Below are 17,039 nucleotides of genomic sequence, written 5' to 3'. Positions count from 1 at the left end.
GATTATCCATTTATTGAAATTCAAGTGGTGGTTCAAATGACGCATGGCCGTACGTAGCAATCCGTTTTCCTACGCGCTCAATCTCCCCGACTTCCGTTTGTTTATAAAATTGAATGCCTGTTTTTTCTGATGCAACGCGAGGTGAGAAATTCTTTCCGCTTAAATGGCAAGGAATCATAAATTGATCTGGAGGATACCTTTCGAGCGTTTCACTCATGATTGCGGACTCGGATACTTCACCGCATTTTTCTCAAGCTTCTCTTCAATCGCTTGCGACACATCGATCCCTGCCGCATGGGCGAACGTGAGCGCGTAGATGAGGACATCCGCGAGTTCTTCTTTCATCTCGACGCGTTTCGTCTCGAGCGCTTCTTCGCTCGACACCCATTGGAACAACTCCAACAATTCGCTCGCCTCGAGCGATAACGATAACGCCAAGTCTTTCGGGTTATGGTGGAACGCCCAATCGCGCTCATCACGGAATTCAATCACTTTGTCCATCAATCGTTGTACTTCGTTCATATCTATACCTTCTCTCTTTGAATGTGTAATAACTTATCTCGTAACGCTTGATTGCTCGCATACAAATAAAGTCCTCGGACGCCTCGCTTCATCAACACATTAATCGAGTTCAAGACAATCTGTTCTTTCGCCAGCTCGACATCCTTAACACCGTCAATCCCAGCATAAGCTCCTGTATCTTTATAAAGATCCGTGTCAATCACCAAGCAACCCTTTGTCTCATCGTACGTTACCGAAGGACCGAGCACGACGCCGACGTAGTTCAAATCAAAACCTTGGATCGTATAGATCGACCCGGCCTCAGCAATCGTCTCTGACTTCTCGGCCCACGTCGTCTTGCCGCCCGTCGTATTCCACGGCATCTTATACTCCCCGTTCGACTCATAGACGTAATACGTTTCTCCATCCTTTTTATGAAGATAATCAAACGTCGACACGACTCGGCTCAGCCCATGTTTCTTGTCTTGTTCGATAATCATTAGATGCATCTCTTCCAACGTTTCAAAAATGCGTAGATCATAGTCTGGAGACTCCGGAAAAGCTTGTATACGCTTAGCTTTAAAGGCGTTGATCCAATCGATGACATCCTCATCCGCCTGCATCCGAAACTGATTCGTCAGTTTATATGTTTTCAAACATTTCGCTTTTTCTTTAAACTCATCCAACTTGCTTTGGTCCCATCGACTCTTCAGCTTTAACACTTGGTCTTGATCGAATATGACAATGACAACCTTGGCGATCTTCATCAATTCTTCGAGATGATTATCTGCCCGAAAGTTGTTGTATGCATCTGACTTCGTCAATAGAAGGTGCGCCTCGTCGACCAAAATGATATCGACCTTCTTATCTTTTAACTTGTTAAGAAGCGGCGTCGGTTTGACGAAATTTACAGCCTTCAAGTGTTTGACTTGTTTGGCAATCCCTTTATACGTCTTCAGCATCTCCTCGTGATTGACGACCAGATAGTTCTCCGTCTGATGCAGATTCGAACCCGCCTCGTTCGTCCGCGCTTGAATGGTATTGAAGATAGAACTGAGCACGACACTCTTGCCGACACCGGCCTCACCTTCAATGACATACAAGTCTCCATACGTGTCTTCGGGCTTGGCCTTCGCAATCCGTGTCTCACAAAATTCAAGCACACGCTCTTTTAAATCCATCTGTTCCACAGATAGCTCTTTGAACGGCGACAATTTGAAGATGTCTTTGTTCTCGATAGCGTGCAGGTCGTTTTCGACGAGCCCATTCTTATGTAGCACACCCCATAACTCAGGAAACAACTCATTGTCGTAGAACGATTTATTGTAATAATTGTGTGTGAAGTCGCTTGCAGTCTTGCTTTTGTTTTGTAAGGTGTACTTCTCATCGCCCAAGAAGTAGTTAATCAACTTCGTCTCCAGATGGAACGTCGCCGACCGATTGAACGTCTCATGCTTCACGAGATTAATTTGGTCCACATTCTTCCGGTCTGCTTGTTTCAATTTCAAATGCTGTTTCATCCGTTTTTGGAAATGGACGGTCTCCCCGATATACGCTTCCTTCTGTCCGTTCAAAATATAAATCACCGGATAGTTCAAGTAATCAGCTGTCCGATCAATCTCATCTATACTCGTTTTATCAAAATCTAAAGGAATGACCTCAATCATCTTCACAGACACACCCTCATCTAATTTCAAATTATCTCCAGTTTAGCATAGTCTGATTCCAATTCATTACTCAAGTCTTTCTTCAATCAATGGTATACTCCAACTAAAAAGGGAGGGATTCGGTGCTTACTTTCGACAACGTCTCTGTTCGCCAACAGGACACGCTCATCCTTGAAAATATCTCGTTCACCATCCAACCGGGTGAAATCGCAGCCATCCACTGTGGCGTCACTTCCCGGGAAATATTGTTCGCCTTATTGACTGACGCACACGCAAACTACTCCGGAAACATCGATACAGCGAATCGCACGCTCTCAGTCTTCTCCATCCGTGATGGATTGTATGACCGGCTGACGGTCGAGGAATATTTGCGTTTCACGCACACGCTCTACGAATCGACGGAATCGCTGGATGCCATCTTGCAAACCGTTCAACTCACCACATACCGGAACAAACGATTAAACCGGCTCAACTTGTCGCTCGTCCGACGCGTGCAATACGCGGCGCTGCTTCTACATAATCGAGACATCTACGTTCTTGAAGAACCCGATCAAAACGTCGACCAAGAGACACGGCACTTGTTCGCGACCGTCTTGATGCAACTGAAACAGCAACAAAAAGCCATCCTGCTTCTCACGAGTAATATGGAGAGTGCCCTCTACGTCACATCGACCGTCTACCGCATCGACCACCGGCACTTACGTTTACTCGACGTGGAACCAGATGAACCGAATGCGGACGAAGATGTCACCCCTGACGTGATGCACGTTCGCTTCGAGAAGATTCCAACGAAAGTAAACGAGAAAATCGTCTTGCTCGACCCTCCGGAAATCGACTACATCGAGAGTCAGGACGGACAATCCGTATTGCACAGTCAGTCCGAGCAGTTCCCGAGCGTCTTCACGATGAACGAGCTCGAGACGCGTCTGACTCCGTACGGCTTCTTCCGTTGCCATCGGTCGTACATCGTCAACCTTCAACGCGTGCGGGAAGTCATCACGTATACGAAGAACAGTTTCAGTCTTGTGCTCGATGATTCGGCGAAGACGACCATCCCGCTCTCGAAGACGAAAATGGCCGAATTGAAGACGATGATCGGGTTGAAATAGGCTCCATTCACCGTTGTATTTGCTCCACTCGCTCCTCGAAAAGCGCCATTTATGGCCATTTTAATGCGACCGCCTCTTCCTCTCGATATGATGTAAGCAAGCAAGACGACATCAACAAGGAGGAACGAGAATGGACTCAATCATTCAAGTGAACGGATTAAAAAAGCTATTCGGCAATGAAGAGGCGTTACGCGACGTGACGTTTTCTGTCGGCAAGGGAGAAGTGTTCGGCTTCCTTGGACCGAGTGGATCTGGGAAGACGACGACCATCAAAATCTTGACGTCGCAACTCGCCCAGACGTCAGGTAACGCGACCGTATTTGGCGTCCCAGTCTCAGAATTGAAACAAGAACAGTATCGGAAGCGGATTGGTGTATTGACCGATAACAGCGGACTGTACACCCGTCTCTCGATTGAAGAGAACTTACAACTCTATTGCGACCTATACGATGAACCACGCACCCGAATCGATGATGTGCTGCAAACGGTGAACTTGGCCGGGGAACGCAAAAAACGCATCTCCGCTTTATCACGCGGGATGCTGCAACGGGTGACACTGGCCCGGGCGTTGTTACATGAACCGGAGCTATTGTTTTTAGATGAGCCGACGTCCGCACTCGATCCGGTCAATTCGCGCCACATCTATAAAGGCATCGAACGGTTGAAGGCAAAAGGAACGACCATCTTCTTGACGACGCATGATATGAATGAAGCTGAGGAACTGTGCGACCGTGTCGCCTTCTTACATCAAGGGGAAATTCAATTGCTCGACGCCCCGAAAAAATTGCGCCGGAAATATGCGAACGGCTCGATGCGCGTCGAACTGCATGACGGGAAGTCCGTGGAGGTGAATCAAGGAAAAGAAGGAGCCGATTGGCTCCACGAACAAATGCGCGACCAGAATATCGCGGCGATTCATTCGAACGAGCCGACGCTCGGGGACATCTTTATCGAAGTGACGGGGAGGAAACTATCATGACATTTTCAATGAAACGGGCGCTCGCCATTTTCCAAAAAGACTACAAAGACTTGTCGCGGAACTTATTCGTCTCCTCGACATTGATCATGCCGCTGTTCTTCGCCGTCTTTTATGCACAGCTCGGTGGCGGAGGCATCGACGTGACGTACTTCGTCATCAACATCACGTTCAGTCTCGTTGCGACATTCGTGCAGTGTGCCTTGATTGCCGAAGAAAAAGAGAAGAATACACTCCGCGGATTGATGTTGTCACCGGCGAGCACGCTCGATATCTTGCTCGGGAAAAGTGCGCTCACGTTCGTGACGACGCTCATCCTCATAGCGGCATGTGCCTTAATCATGGGCTACAACCCTGCGAACCTGCTCGTCATCGCACTCGCCTTGATCGTCTCGACGTTCTTTTATATCGGGATTGGGACGATTCTCGGGTTGATGACGAAGACGGTCATGGAAGCCTCGCTCATCGTCATGCCGGCATTCTTCTTCTTCTCGTTCTCGCCAATGTTGTTGGCGTACGAGGACCGTTTTTCCATCATCGGTTTGCTCGAGTACTTGCCGAACATCGTCTTAATCGATCTTGCGCATCAAATCGAGACGGGAGCTGGACTGGGCTCTACTTGGATGGAACTCGGGATTCTATCCGCTTGGGCGCTTGGTGTGTTCGTCGGAAGTATTGTGATGTATAACCGGAAACAGACGGATTAATTGAAACTAGGTGTCGCGTTGACTTGAATGGCGGCACCTTTTTTTATTCTATCAAACGACCCCCATCATTCCATTGCCCATACATCTCGTTCGCTTTCGTTTTTTCAATGAATTTATTCAACCGTTTCGTATACAGATCTCGGTCTTGACGGACACTTTGGATGGTATCGATCCGAATGCGGCGATATAACTCAGGAAAGTTACTGAAGTTTTGATAGAGTTCTCGGTCTCCTTGCAAACGCATTATGATTTCTTCATCAATCCGGAACGACTCGTTTCGCATATCAGGAAGAACCCGTTCACCGTTCTCTGTTATCAAACCAAGTCGCTGTAATCGACGGACACGTTCTTTGTTCAGTTCGGTCCAGTTACTGTTTTTACGTCTCGGTGAAAAACGCTGTGCGAGTTCGCCTTCTGTCGTCTTTTTTGTAATGCCATCAATCCATCCGAAACAAAGCGCCTCCTCTACAGCATCTAAGTAAAGTAATCCTTTTCCTTCACGCTTTCGGCTTAGAATGACCCAACAAAAAGACTGTTCAGTTGCGTTTTCTTCAAGCCACTTCCGAAAATCTTGTCGCCCCTCAAATCGTAGCAAATTCTCGATTTCCATCTGATCGCTCCTCCCTTAAACGTTTTCTTCATTGTCTTATAGACGAGACATGATGGTAAACAAAAAACAGTGCTCGTTTGAACACTGTTGACCGGTTCTTTCCGTGAACCCATACTTCAAATGCATCATTTCATGGCCGTCACACGTAATGACCACTCTTCTCCATTTAGTGTTCCAGAGAAGGAATAGATGGGCTGATAGAAACCTTTCGAGTCATACATGTAGTCTAATTGACAGTCCGTCACGACTAACTGGTCGCCTTTTTGAAGTGGGTTGTATTGATCGAAATCGCCATTCTCAATTTTCGCATACGCTTCTTTTGGAGACAGAATCTCAACATCACGAATGAATTCGTTGATCGTATTGCTATAAAACAGCGAACCGACACTCCCATCTTTTTTGAGATCCATCATGATGACGCCATCCTCAATTTCTGAACTTGAATAAGTAGACGGTTGAATCATCCAATGAAACGTCCCGGTCTCGGAAATCGTCAAGTCAGCCTGCTTCGGAAGTAAATCTAAACGAGCAAGCATCTCTGTCGCATATGCCTTCATTTCTTCACTGTTTTCATACGTCACGTCTTCTTGCAGAAACTCGTGATCCATCAATGACCATGCCCCATCACGCATATAATAACTCATTTGATAATTGGTTCCCTGTTTTTTTTCGAACGTGAACATCCGGTTGTCGCCTTCTCGTCCTTCTTCAGCGAGCTTTGGCAAACGTAACGTCTTTTGAAGCTTCTCTACAACGTCTCGTCCATGTTCTTCGTCATTGCTGTATTTGTTTTTGTAAACGGGTGCATAAGCTTTTTCTGAATTTAACTCCATCGTAGTACTTAATGTCACCTTCTCCATGTCGGTTCCGTAGGTTGGATTAATGCTCATGTTCCCAAATTCTTTGAAATGATAAAAAGAGAACCAACCTGCAACTGCAAAAAGTAAAACCACGGGAAGCGCAAGTCGTTTCGTGAGCTGTTTCAATGAAATGCTTTTGTTTCGAACGATTTCATGGGTGAGCATGAAGAGTTGATATCCTAAGACACCACCCAACGTATTATGGAAAATGTCATCTAATTCAAAGATCCCTCTCCCCGTCACGACTTGAAAAATTTCAATGACTAACGTGGCAAGGAGCGTTGCAGCGAACGTCCATTTAAATTGCATAAATCGACGACCATATAACGGCAAGAGGATACCGAGTGGCACAAACATCAAGACGTTAAAAACAATCAATTGAAAGGCGATTAGTGAAAATGAGTTCCATGCATCAATGTATCCACTAAATATATTTAGGTTCACTTGCCCAGAGAAAGATTCGCCTCGGCTTAAATTCGTAATTCCAATCACAATAAAATAATATGCTACAAGAAGTGAGCCGATTATCGCCTTTTTCTTGCCACCACTTGAGGGATTCATGCCTCTTTTTTTCCTCATTTTAATCACAATAAAAGATAATACTAAAACGCCAATCGCAAGAATAGCGGCAGGTACAAAAAATGCACTTAACCGAATGACAATTTCCTTAATATCCATAATACGCCTCCGTTTGTTTAGTTATTCGTAGAGGTCATCCTCTTCCATAACTAGCGTAACAAGGCAAAGTGACTGCCAAATGACTTTAAAGTGATGATTTAGTCACTTAAGCGATAATGGATGCTGCCTCTGCATGTTGCGTATTTGCATTGATTCATCCACGGTTATGGAAACTTCGCTCATCGTCATGCCCGCATTCTTTTTCTTCTCGTTCTCACCGATGTTGTTGGCGTACCAGGACCGGTTCTCTATCATCGGTCTTCTCGATTATTTGCCGAACGTCGTCTTGATCGACCTCGCCCACCAAATCGAGGCGGGTGCTGGACTGGGCTCTACTTGGATGGAACTTATGATTCTATCCGCGTGGGCGCTTGTCGTGTTCGTTGGAAGTATTGGGATGTATAACCGGAAACATACAGACTAATAGAAAAATGGTGTCGCTCCGACTTGAAAAGCGACACCACTTGATAAATTTTATAAGTCTTTAAGATCTTCTATATCATCTTGACGATCATGCTTTATCGCATCTAACGCACTAATAGTTGACTCAAAAATCTCTATATCAAAACCTTTATTACCTAATCTGAATCGTTTTTCTACCAGTTCTTCATTAATAGATTTTGAACTCTCTAATATAGAAATTACAGAGTCTATTCTTTGACTCGGTTGTGAGCTTTTAAGTATCTTCCATTTCTCATTCATAACATGTAAATAATGATTAAAAGCTAATTTTTCCGTCCATGGTATATTGGCTGGATCAGGACTTTCAAGTAAAGAACGACTATATTCAGTAACAGGACCGAAAAAGTCTTTTAAATTTCTTTTAAATGCCAAGCTTAATTGTTGTTGATTGTATTCTCCTAAAGTATTTCCATCAAAATACCATGTTCCCTTTCTTTTAAATTCATCTTCATCACTTTCAAAGAAAATACTAGGATCAAAAGATCTAACATTTCTATAATTCCCCGTTGCAATGCCCGATACTCCAACTCCACCAAAAATTAAACTTTGTTGATTGGAATATCCCATAATAACTTTTTTTCCTGCGATATTTAAGCTTATCAAGGCGTCGAGGAGACTGTATAAATAACTTTCGTTTTTTATCAAATAGCTATCAGGACTTTTCAAAACTATATAATAACCATCAACCGGATATTGTACACATCTATTAATTAATTCACTGAATTGTTTTTCATTTTTTACTACATCGGGACCTATTGCTAAGGTTTGATATGTAACTTTTTTTTCAGGGTATGTCATACCACCCTTCATCATATTTTCGTGAGCATCAAACCACTCTTCAGTAATACTATTTGTATACATCCCAGGAATAATATATTCATCTACACTAAGATATTCATGTTGATATTTAATAACATTCTCACCAAAAATCTGAGCTGTTTGTTTATCAAATTCAAGAGTAGAGTAATTTAGGCCATCAAAATAGGGAAACTTTAAGATTTTATCCATATTAGTTTTTGGTTCATAAAATTGTGGATCAAATAATATTTTTTTATCTTTTCGCTGTAATTTAGAACCATGTTGTGCAATTTTAACTATCGATGACTGTCTTTGAAGTGACCTCGGAGACAAAATAAAAGCTACATCATCGGGCTTGTCTGCAAATTCTTCATTTAATTTCATCATCCCATATCCTTGTTGTAGATAAAACGTCATTTCACTCATCCTCTCTATTTAATTCAGTTTTTCAATTATTTTGGTGACACTTATTGGTCTACGATGTAATTCTTTACTCATGCTTCTAAAAACTAAATTATTAAATGCCTCATTTGAAGTTTCTAATTTAGGAACTTTCAATTTCAAAGTATTTTCAATGACTTCCATATTGGACATACCATCTTTTCGAAACGGATGAGTACCTGTACTTAACTCGTACATTAACACTCCCCAAGAAAAAACATCGGTTCTGTCACAAATTATTTTTTTTTGATTCAATATTTGTTCTGGCGCAGCATATCCTATTGTCATTGGCCCCCAAAAAGCAACGTCTGCGGTGAGAGACTCTTTAGTTAAATCCCTAGCAATACCAAAATCTAGTAAAGTGATTTTATTATTATGTATAATTATATTCTCAGGCTTAATATCACGATGAACCAATTTTTTAGAATGAACTAATTCAAGTGCTTTCAATAGATTGATGCCTATATTTAAAACATCTTTAAACTCATAATCCTGTTTTAATATGTAATTTCTTAAGCTTTCTCCTTCAACAAATTCTTCAATTACATATAAGTAACTATCTGTCCCAATCTCAATTTCACCATGATCATATACTTCAGGAAAGTAAGAAGATTTTAGAGTCTCTGCTATATCTAACTCTCTATTGGCTCGAAGTAAGGAATTAGCTTCATTAATTTTTATTAACTTCATAACATGAAAAAAATTTCCGTTTTCAAATTTAAAAACTATTTTTTGACCCCCTTCTCCTATTTTTTCCAAAAGTTTTATTCCTTCAAACTCAGATAAGATTTTCTGTCGCAATATTGCCTCATTCATTTTTCTAACTCCTTTATAAGTCGTTCGTTAATTTCCCATAACAGAGGGGTGTTAATTAGTTTTTTGTTATTAGTGTATACTTTTGTAGTTATTTCCTTGTTACCAGAAACAATCAAATTTACCCCCGTTTTTTTACATAACTCTTCACATTTAAACAAAATATCTTCAGATAATATAGGAAGTAATACTAATGATTCATTGGTAAACCATAGATGTCTTTCCGCTTGTTCAATAACATACTTCCAGTTCGTTAACTTTGCTTCGACGCACTTAATACTCTTTACAGCTAAAATATCTTCATTCTTTTTTATCTTAATTAAATGACTTCTTTTTTCAATTAATCCTCTACTTTCTAAATTAATTACAATTTTAGATATTTGATTATCATTAACATTCAAAAAATCTCTAAGTTTTTCCGTTCGTATCCATCTCTTATTATACAAAAAAGTTAAAGCGTAACTATGAATTCTTGAAAATGGACTATCATATTTTTTTTCAATTCGTTTTTCTATTATATGTGGATGATATTTAACTACTACAATATCTGGACGTCCATAATTTGTTTCTAATTCTACAAAAATCTTAGTATTCTTCTTTTTACTTTCATGCAACACAAAACTATCTACTAATTCTTTCTCAGTATTAAACATGTGCTTACTCCCTTTGAATTACTAAAAAAATAAATGTATTAAAAAATTTGTTCTATTCATTTTACTTAATTCAAATACTGATAACTAGGAAAGCCTTTATCAGAAATTTTACCATATTTTTGATAAAGGCATTTCTGATATTCCTCCATCTATAGTTAATTTGCTCCAAAAAAAACGCTGAACCCATTTTCACAGGTTCAACGTCAATTATAAACTTACATCATGCCGCCCATTCCACCCATGCCGCCCATGTCAGGCATGCCGCCGCCAGCGCCTGCTGGTTCTGGCTTGTCTGCGATGACTGCTTCTGTCGTGAGGAACATGGCTGATACGGACGCTGCGTTTTGAAGCGCTGAGCGCGTCACTTTCGCCGGGTCGACGATACCTTGCGCGATCATGTCGACGTACTCGCCCGTCGCGGCGTTGTAGCCGATGCCGACCGATTCGTTCTTGAGCTTCTCGACGATGACCGAACCTTCTTCACCCGCGTTTTCCGCGATTTGACGGACCGGTGCTTCGAGGGCACGGAGGACGAGTTTCACACCTGTCGCTTCATCCGCTGTTACTTCTCCGAGCAACGCACGAACGGCTGGGATGACGTTGATGAACGCCGTACCACCACCTGCGACGATGCCTTCTTCGACGGCTGCACGTGTCGCGTTGAGTGCGTCTTCGATGCGGAGCTTGCGTTCTTTGAGCTCTGTCTCTGTCGCTGCACCAACTTTGACGACGGCTACGCCACCTGCGAGTTTCGCGAGACGCTCTTGGAGTTTTTCACGGTCGAAGTCAGACGATGTCTCTTCGATTTGGTTACGAATCGTTTGAACGCGTCCTTTGATGGCCGCTTCGTCTCCAGCACCTTCGACGACTGTCGTTGTGTCTTTTGTGACGACGACTTTTGAAGCGCGTCCGAGCTGTTGAAGTGATGCTGACTTGAGCTCGAGGCCGAGGTCTTCTGTAATGACTTGGCCGCCCGTGAGCGTTGCGAGGTCTTCGAGCATCGCTTTACGACGATCGCCGAAGCCTGGTGCCTTGACCGCGACTGCGTTGAACGTACCACGGAGCTTGTTCAAGACGAGTGTTGCGAGCGCATCGCCTTCAATGTCTTCTGCGACAATCAAGATTGGTTTCCCTTGTTGGACGACTTGCTCGAGCACTGGGATGATTTCTTGGATGTTCGAGATTTTCTTATCTGTGATCAAGATGTACGGGTTGTCGAGTACCGCTTCCATCTTGTCTGAGTCTGAGATCATGTATGGTGACAAGTATCCACGATCGAACTGCATCCCTTCGACGACGTCAAGTTCTGTCGTGAAGCCGCGTGACTCTTCGATTGTGATGACGCCGTCGTTGCCGACGCGTTCCATCGCTTCTGCGATCAATTCGCCGACTTCTTCGTCTGCAGCTGAAATCGCTGCAACTTGCGCGATGGCTTCTTTCGACTCGATCGGTTTCGAGATTTCTTTCAACTCTTCGAGCGCACGACGGACCGCTTTGTCGATCCCTTTACGGAGAATCATCGGGTTCGCGCCCGCTGTCACGTTTTTGAGACCTTCACGAATCATCGCTTGAGCGAGGACTGTCGCCGTTGTCGTACCGTCCCCTGCGACTTCGTTCGTCTTCGATGCGACTTCGGCCACGAGCTTCGCGCCCATGTTTTCGAAGTGGTCTTCGAGTTCGATTTCTTTCGCGATCGTCACGCCGTCATTCGTGATGAGCGGTGAGCCGAATTTCTTCTCAAGGACGACGTTACGTCCTTTCGGTCCGATTGTGACTTTTACCGCGTCAGCGAGTGCATCGACACCGCGAAGCATCGCGTGACGTGCGTCTTCTGAGAATTTGATTTCTTTTGCCATTGTTCATTTCCCCCTAAACAAGTTTTTGAAGAATGGTGCTTAGCCTACGATTGCTAGAATGTCGCTCTCGCGAACGATTAAGTATTCTTTACCTTCATGCTTCACTTCGGTACCCGCATATTTCGAGTAGATGACCAAATCATTTTCTTTGACGTCGAGCGCGATTCGCTCCCCTTGGTCCGTCACGCGGCCAGTACCGACTGCAAGGACGCGTCCTTGTTGCGGCTTCTCTTTCGCCGTGTCAGGAAGTACGATGCCTCCGATCGTCTTTTCTTCTTTCTCCACGACTTCGATGATGACGCGATCGCCTAGTGGTTTTAACATTGAAAAAACCTCCTCCGAATATGAATGATGTATCGTTGAATCGTAAGTTATTAGCACTCAGTAAAAAGGAGTGCTAACACTGACTAGTGTAGTATGAGACGCCTAAAATTGCAAGAGGGGAACATTGAAAAATTGCTCTTACTCGCGGTCAAGAGACCTTGTTTGGTACAATGGTCAAAAGGAACGCTTACTCTTGTGATTAAGGACGTGTTGAATTGGCCACACTAAACTCAAACCAATCGATAAATACCCGTTTTTCGATGGCGCCTAACATTCGAATTCGGCACATCATCCCGATTCTCTTATACGCCTTCGTGCAGTTTTTCCCTGTGCTTATTAGTGAAGTCCGCCCAGAATGGATTACGACGACGGCGACAGGGCTCTGGTTCGCCATCGGCTTCAGCTTGACGATTGTCGTTTCGTTCTTCCTGCTTTGGCCTGACTTGAAGCTTTATAAACAGCAAGGCATCCAGTCGAACTTGAACGATACGGTCAAATGGATTGGGCTCGGGATTCTCATGCAGTATGGGCTCGTCATCGTCGCCAACTTGATTGAGACGGCGATTACAGGTGAAATGGTCGCCTCGCAGAATACAGAACAAATCGCAGAAATTGTCCGACTCATTCCTGTCATGACGTTATCGGTCGTCTTGCTCGGACCAATTATTGAAGAGATTCTCTTCCGTCATATCTTGTTCGGCAACTTGAGCGCCCGGTTCGGCTTCTGGATTGCCTTTGGTGTCAGCTCTGTCTTGTTCGCGCTCATCCATGGCGACAATCGTTTCCTCGTGTACGTCGCGATGAGCTTTGCCTTCACGGTCGCCTATGCGAAGACACGTCGCTTAATCGTTCCGATTGCGATTCATGCCTTCAACAACGCGCTCGTCATGGTCGCCCTATTATTGATGTAGAAATGAGGTGGCACGTATGCCGCGACACTTAAAAATTATGTTGCTCTTCAGCTTATCTTTCGGGATTTTGTTCACAGTCCTCGCCTACTACTCGGTACAAGAGTACGGTTTCAGCTTCTGGACGTACTTTATCATCGCCGTAGCCGCGTATGACTTCTTCAAGGTGTATCAAATCTTGACGCTCGCCCGAAAAGCGAAAAAAGAAAAGACCGATAAATCGGCATAAAAACATCCCAAGCGTTGTCGCTTGGGATTTTCTATAGTCGTATTGTCTTGGATGAATCCACCGTTACCTCTTCATAAGCGCTTCGAATCAATAAGCCTCGAAGCGCCAAAAGTGCCCCAAGTACAAGATGGATCGTATCGAGTAGTGGCACTTGCGGCTGATCGAAGAAGAAGACCCCGAAGCTGAACGCGAGTATGAGCGCACCAAAGACGAACATCATCACTTTCGAGTTTGCCGCGTCACGAATGCTTGCGGCGTGTTGTTTGTCTAATCGTTCTAGTTGTTGTTCATAATACACCGTGATCGTCAGCCCGAACCCGGTGACCGCGCTCATCGCATATTCGCCGTCCCATACACCTAGCCCGAACGAGATTGGCCAAATCAGTAACAAAAAGATGAACCACTTTTTCGTGAGTTTCATTTTTCCCCTCTTTTCTTATGATGGAATCCATAGTTTCGCAAAATCAAAATAGCCAAAGATGTCGATACAAACGTCCTTCAACTCAACCGGGAACGGAATCGTCCGCTCCTCGTTATAAAGTGGAATGAAATAAGACCCTTCTTTCAACTCGCGCTCAATCTGTTGGTGAAGTGGCAACCAGTCTTCAAACGCGAGCTCATCGTATTGGCGCACCCGCTCCGTCATCCCGTCGATATGACGCAACAGTTCTCGCGGAGGCGAATAATCACTCGTCAAAAACTGCTCAAAGCCAAGCGAGATGTTGCGCTCATAAATCTCGCCATGGACGAGTAAATCGACCTCCTTAAAATACGACGTATCATGAATCGTATCCTTGAAACTGACCGGTACCCATTCATACTGAATCCCGTGTCGTGTCAACATATCGGCAATCCAAATCGACACCGTCGACGTGAAGTCCGTCTGCTTAATGCGAATCGGACGGTCAAACGTCACCGCCGGTCCGTCTGGAATCCGATACGGCTCACTCATTTCGCCGAGGAAGCCTCGGTCGTTCGGAATCTTCCGATCATCGAGTGACCCGACATGCGGTCGAATCTCCGCAATCAGACGATGGATGTAATGCCTCGCCGCATCTTGTTCGAATACACTACCGGGCCGACTATTTAAAAAGACGAGGGTGAATCCTGACGGGGTCGAAATCGTTCCCGTCTCTTCTGAATGTTTTGATGAGATTCGATACGTCGGATCATAGCCGTCCGGTACTTGTAAAAATTCGACCCGGTCAAGTAGCGCCCGGACACCAAAATAATTCTCAAACGCCGCGAGCACCGTCTTCTCCGTATCGTGTCGCTCCAATAAAAACGGACCCGTCCCAACCGTCCCTTTATTAATACTCGTATGAATCATCGAGAGCCGTGGCACGAACGAAATTCTTCGCCGGTCGAGTGTGACATCGACCCGATACGGGCCGTTCGACGCGACGTGTCGCACATGTCGATACGTATGACGATATGCCGGGGACTGGAAGAGCGCACGCAAGCTTTTCGTCACGTCTTTACTCGTCATAAGCGAGCCGTCGTGAAATCGGACGCTCTTCCGAAGAAATAAGGCGAGCGTGTCCCCATGCCACTCATAGTGATGGGCCAACTCACCCGTCACTTGCCCGGCAGCGTCGATTGTGAACAGGCGGTTGAACACGTTTTGGACGAGGTGGGCACTATGGATGTCGGCCGCCTCGAGCGGGTGTGTCGTCAAAAAGTTACGCCGTCGTGGAATGATAAGCGCATCGCTGGACGTCTGCACATAACCGAACTTCTTCTCAAGTTGGCGCATGAAGCGTCCTGCTTGGGCTGGAGACCAGTCCCATTCGAGTTGGGTCGTGACCGCCTCGATTGACGTCGTCTCCATCCGAGCGAGCAATTGCTCGGCCAATTCATGTTCGACATGTCGCAACCAGATAAGCTGGCTAATATTCCCCCGACCGAGTCCGCTCGTGTACGTGAGCCATCCCTCTTCTTGCCAGCGCAACAAATGACGTCTCGTCTGTTTCGGACTTAAATGAATCGCATCCGCCATCTCTTTAATCGTGTACTGCCCGTCCCGACACTGTTTCCATAAATTGAATAAATACGCATCCATCTGAACTCTCCCCCGTTAAAAGTGGACATCCGCCCGTTACGTCGTCCATTTTCATCTTCTGTTGTCTTGTTTATCATACAGGTACAGAATGGAAGGTGACAATATGAAATGGAAAGATATACCTAAACCGATTAAAGTTCGTCTCGTCACGTCGTTTTTCAACCGCTCGGTTTCGTTTGCGATCATGCCGTTCATGGCGCTCTTATTCGTCCGCGCGTTCAATGAATGGGTGGCCGGCGTCTTCTTGATTACGCTCGTCTGTCTCGGATATGGAATCGGGTTAATCGGAGGCTACTTGGCCGACCGCTTCTCTCGGAAACGATTGCTCGTCCTCACTTCGAGTCTCACGGCAAGCATGTTCCTCGTCATGACCGTCAGTCTCATGATGGACCAGATGATTGTCTTCATGATTGCGTATACGATTTTCACGGTGACGAACAATCTCGGGCGTCCCGCCATGAGCGCCATCATCATCGATGCGACGACACCAGAGAATCGAAAAGCCGTTTACGCGCTCGATTATTGGCTCATCAACTTATCGATTGCCATCGGGACGGCGCTCGGGGGATGGCTCTACGTCAGCAACCAGCTTTTACTGTTTTGGATTTTGACCGCGACGTCGTCGACGCTCCCGGTTGCCTATGCGATATTCCTTGAAGATAAGAAACGAACGTGGACGTCACAACGTCTCAAACTCGTTTTCGTCGACATCTTCAATAGTTACCAAATCGCCTGGCGTGACCGTCCCTTCGTCAAAGTCGTCTTCGGCACGATGTGTATCCTGGCCGCTGAGTTTTCGATGGGAAGTTACGTCGCCGTCCGGCTCGCCGAGGAGTTTGAGCCGATGTCAATCAATGCGTGGACGATTAACGGGGTGCGAATGCTTAGCCTCATCCAAATTGAAAACACGCTCATCGTCGTCGCGTTGACGTTTCTCATCCAACGACTCGCTTCCCGCTTCACAAACAAACAAGCGTTACTCGGGGGCTTGTTGCTATATATGACTGGGTACACGGTCATCACGAGTTCGAATTCGATGACGCTTCTGCTTGGATTCATGATTCTCGCGACGTTCGGGGAATTGTTGTACTCCCCCGTCTTGAATACAGAGAAAGCGAATATGATGCCCGAAGACAAGCGCGGGGCCTATTCGGCCTTCGCCGGCACATCGTTCGCCGGAGCCGACTTCATGTCACGCTCCACAATTCTCATCGGCTCGCTACTCACCCCGTTCATGATGAGTGTCTACATCGGTCTCGTCGTCAGTCTCGGTTGCTTCCTCGTCTACACCGGCATCTATATGAAAGAAGCCTTGACGCTCAAACAAGAAGCTTCCTAAAAAAATAGACGGAGTCTCGTATGCGAGATTCCGTCTATTTGCTGTC

At 45.2% G+C, this 17,039-nt stretch carries 19 protein-coding genes; 7 read left to right on the top strand and 12 right to left on the bottom strand.

The genetic code is table 11. The features are described from left to right. Positions 1–10 precede the first annotated feature (10 nt). From KNP92_RS14365 to KNP92_RS14355, 3 genes are read right to left on the bottom strand one after another with little or no spacing between them, the layout of a single operon-like run. Complete coding sequence (locus KNP92_RS14365) at positions 11–217, bottom strand: hypothetical protein (protein WP_214841681.1); 207 nt, start codon at positions 215–217, stop codon at positions 11–13. After that, complete coding sequence (locus KNP92_RS14360) at positions 214–522, bottom strand: nucleotide pyrophosphohydrolase (protein ID WP_214841679.1); 309 nt, start codon at positions 520–522, stop codon at positions 214–216. The genes KNP92_RS14365 and KNP92_RS14360 overlap by 4 nt, the downstream gene beginning before the upstream one ends. A 2-nt stretch (positions 523–524) precedes the next feature. Then, a complete protein-coding gene (locus KNP92_RS14355) occupies positions 525–2,168 on the bottom strand; it encodes a DUF2075 domain-containing protein (protein WP_214841790.1) in 1,644 nt (547 codons plus the stop codon). 122 nt (positions 2,169–2,290) lie between these two features. Here KNP92_RS14355 and KNP92_RS15900 point away from each other — a divergent pair, with 122 nt between their 5' ends. The 3 genes from KNP92_RS15900 (at position 2,291) to KNP92_RS14340 (ending at position 4,960) form a co-directional block, all read left to right on the top strand. Continuing rightward, positions 2,291–3,277 (top strand): LytTR family transcriptional regulator DNA-binding domain-containing protein, encoded by a 987-nt coding sequence (locus KNP92_RS15900; RefSeq protein ID WP_214841677.1) that lies wholly within the window; start codon positions 2,291–2,293, stop codon positions 3,275–3,277. Positions 3,278–3,407: 130 nt separating this feature from the next. Beyond that, on the top strand, positions 3,408–4,256 hold the full coding sequence (locus tag KNP92_RS14345) for an ABC transporter ATP-binding protein (protein WP_214841675.1): 849 nt from the start codon (positions 3,408–3,410) through the stop codon (positions 4,254–4,256). Next, positions 4,253–4,960: an ABC transporter permease gene (locus tag KNP92_RS14340; RefSeq protein ID WP_214841673.1), complete on the top strand. Its 708-nt coding sequence runs from the start codon at positions 4,253–4,255 to the stop codon at positions 4,958–4,960. The genes KNP92_RS14345 and KNP92_RS14340 overlap by 4 nt, the downstream gene beginning before the upstream one ends. 43 nt (positions 4,961–5,003) lie before the next feature. Here the strand turns inward: KNP92_RS14340 and KNP92_RS14335 are convergent, their stop codons facing one another. Further along, positions 5,004–5,570 carry a YdeI/OmpD-associated family protein gene (locus KNP92_RS14335; RefSeq protein ID WP_214841671.1) on the bottom strand — a complete coding sequence of 189 codons (567 nt, stop codon included), beginning with the start codon at positions 5,568–5,570 and terminating at the stop codon, positions 5,004–5,006. 125 nt (positions 5,571–5,695) lie between these two features. Then, positions 5,696–7,108, bottom strand: coding sequence for a VanZ family protein (locus KNP92_RS14330; RefSeq protein WP_214841669.1), 1,413 nt, complete (start codon positions 7,106–7,108; stop codon positions 5,696–5,698). Between the two features lie 133 nt (positions 7,109–7,241). On the opposite strand from KNP92_RS14330, the gene KNP92_RS14325 reads away from it, so the two are divergent. Continuing rightward, on the top strand, positions 7,242–7,532 hold the full coding sequence (locus KNP92_RS14325) for a hypothetical protein (RefSeq protein ID WP_214841662.1): 291 nt from the start codon (positions 7,242–7,244) through the stop codon (positions 7,530–7,532). Positions 7,533–7,582: 50 nt separating this feature from the next. Here the strand turns inward: KNP92_RS14325 and KNP92_RS14320 are convergent, their stop codons facing one another. From KNP92_RS14320 to groES, 5 genes are all read right to left on the bottom strand, one after another. Beyond that, positions 7,583–8,794: a hypothetical protein gene (locus tag KNP92_RS14320; RefSeq protein ID WP_214841660.1), complete on the bottom strand. Its 1,212-nt coding sequence runs from the start codon at positions 8,792–8,794 to the stop codon at positions 7,583–7,585. Positions 8,795–8,803: 9 nt separating this feature from the next. After that, positions 8,804–9,625, bottom strand: a complete 822-nt coding sequence (locus tag KNP92_RS14315; protein WP_214841658.1) for a serine/threonine-protein kinase — start codon at positions 9,623–9,625, stop codon at positions 8,804–8,806. Further along, positions 9,622–10,275 (bottom strand): hypothetical protein, encoded by a 654-nt coding sequence (locus tag KNP92_RS14310; RefSeq protein ID WP_214841656.1) that lies wholly within the window; start codon positions 10,273–10,275, stop codon positions 9,622–9,624. The genes KNP92_RS14315 and KNP92_RS14310 overlap by 4 nt, the downstream gene beginning before the upstream one ends. A gap of 215 nt (positions 10,276–10,490) precedes the next feature. After that, positions 10,491–12,131, bottom strand: a complete 1,641-nt coding sequence (gene groL / locus KNP92_RS14305) for a chaperonin GroEL (RefSeq protein WP_214841654.1) — start codon at positions 12,129–12,131, stop codon at positions 10,491–10,493. 39 nt (positions 12,132–12,170) lie between these two features. Next, positions 12,171–12,455, bottom strand: a complete 285-nt coding sequence (gene groES, locus KNP92_RS14300) for a co-chaperone GroES (protein WP_021065365.1) — start codon at positions 12,453–12,455, stop codon at positions 12,171–12,173. Between the two features lie 260 nt (positions 12,456–12,715). Here groES and KNP92_RS14295 point away from each other — a divergent pair, with 260 nt between their 5' ends. Together KNP92_RS14295 and KNP92_RS14290 are read left to right on the top strand one after the other, a co-directional pair. Then, complete coding sequence (locus KNP92_RS14295; RefSeq protein WP_214841652.1) at positions 12,716–13,366, top strand: CPBP family intramembrane glutamic endopeptidase; 651 nt, start codon at positions 12,716–12,718, stop codon at positions 13,364–13,366. 16 nt (positions 13,367–13,382) lie between these two features. Beyond that, positions 13,383–13,592, top strand: coding sequence for a YdiK family protein (locus KNP92_RS14290; protein ID WP_214841650.1), 210 nt, complete (start codon positions 13,383–13,385; stop codon positions 13,590–13,592). A gap of 31 nt (positions 13,593–13,623) precedes the next feature. Here the strand turns inward: KNP92_RS14290 and KNP92_RS14285 are convergent, their stop codons facing one another. Continuing rightward, positions 13,624–14,013: a hypothetical protein gene (locus tag KNP92_RS14285; protein WP_214841648.1), complete on the bottom strand. Its 390-nt coding sequence runs from the start codon at positions 14,011–14,013 to the stop codon at positions 13,624–13,626. Between the two features lie 15 nt (positions 14,014–14,028). Next, complete coding sequence (locus KNP92_RS14280) at positions 14,029–15,654, bottom strand: ABC transporter substrate-binding protein (protein ID WP_214841646.1); 1,626 nt, start codon at positions 15,652–15,654, stop codon at positions 14,029–14,031. Between the two features lie 103 nt (positions 15,655–15,757). Here KNP92_RS14280 and KNP92_RS14275 point away from each other — a divergent pair, with 103 nt between their 5' ends. Beyond that, positions 15,758–16,993, top strand: coding sequence for an MDR family MFS transporter (locus KNP92_RS14275; protein ID WP_214841644.1), 1,236 nt, complete (start codon positions 15,758–15,760; stop codon positions 16,991–16,993). Positions 16,994–17,039 lie beyond the last annotated feature (46 nt).

It is taken from the genome of Exiguobacterium sp. s122 (genome assembly GCF_018618475.1).
GTDB lineage: Bacteria > Bacillota > Bacilli > Exiguobacteriales > Exiguobacteriaceae > Exiguobacterium > Exiguobacterium himgiriensis.
This window is presented reverse-complemented; position numbering and strand designations above follow the sequence as displayed.

Coding starts and splice junctions, on each gene's coding strand:
- KNP92_RS14275 (WP_214841644.1), top strand. CDS start 15,758: ATGAAATGGAAAGATATACCTAAACCGATTAAAGTTCGTCTCGTCACG.
- KNP92_RS14290 (WP_214841650.1), top strand. CDS start 13,383: ATGCCGCGACACTTAAAAATTATGTTGCTCTTCAGCTTATCTTTCGGG.
- KNP92_RS14295 (WP_214841652.1), top strand. CDS start 12,716: ATGGCGCCTAACATTCGAATTCGGCACATCATCCCGATTCTCTTATAC.
- KNP92_RS14360 (WP_214841679.1), bottom strand. CDS start 522: ATGAACGAAGTACAACGATTGATGGACAAAGTGATTGAATTCCGTGAT.
- KNP92_RS14310 (WP_214841656.1), bottom strand. CDS start 10,275: ATGTTTAATACTGAGAAAGAATTAGTAGATAGTTTTGTGTTGCATGAA.
- KNP92_RS14325 (WP_214841662.1), top strand. CDS start 7,242: ATGTTGCGTATTTGCATTGATTCATCCACGGTTATGGAAACTTCGCTC.
- KNP92_RS14345 (WP_214841675.1), top strand. CDS start 3,408: ATGGACTCAATCATTCAAGTGAACGGATTAAAAAAGCTATTCGGCAAT.
- KNP92_RS14340 (WP_214841673.1), top strand. CDS start 4,253: ATGACATTTTCAATGAAACGGGCGCTCGCCATTTTCCAAAAAGACTAC.
- KNP92_RS14285 (WP_214841648.1), bottom strand. CDS start 14,013: ATGAAACTCACGAAAAAGTGGTTCATCTTTTTGTTACTGATTTGGCCA.
- KNP92_RS14330 (WP_214841669.1), bottom strand. CDS start 7,108: ATGGATATTAAGGAAATTGTCATTCGGTTAAGTGCATTTTTTGTACCT.
- groES (WP_021065365.1), bottom strand. CDS start 12,455: ATGTTAAAACCACTAGGCGATCGCGTCATCATCGAAGTCGTGGAGAAA.
- KNP92_RS14280 (WP_214841646.1), bottom strand. CDS start 15,654: ATGGATGCGTATTTATTCAATTTATGGAAACAGTGTCGGGACGGGCAG.
- KNP92_RS14365 (WP_214841681.1), bottom strand. CDS start 217: ATGAGTGAAACGCTCGAAAGGTATCCTCCAGATCAATTTATGATTCCT.
- KNP92_RS14335 (WP_214841671.1), bottom strand. CDS start 5,570: ATGGAAATCGAGAATTTGCTACGATTTGAGGGGCGACAAGATTTTCGG.
- KNP92_RS14315 (WP_214841658.1), bottom strand. CDS start 9,625: ATGAATGAGGCAATATTGCGACAGAAAATCTTATCTGAGTTTGAAGGA.
- KNP92_RS14320 (WP_214841660.1), bottom strand. CDS start 8,794: ATGAGTGAAATGACGTTTTATCTACAACAAGGATATGGGATGATGAAA.
- KNP92_RS14355 (WP_214841790.1), bottom strand. CDS start 2,168: ATGATTGAGGTCATTCCTTTAGATTTTGATAAAACGAGTATAGATGAG.
- groL (WP_214841654.1), bottom strand. CDS start 12,131: ATGGCAAAAGAAATCAAATTCTCAGAAGACGCACGTCACGCGATGCTT.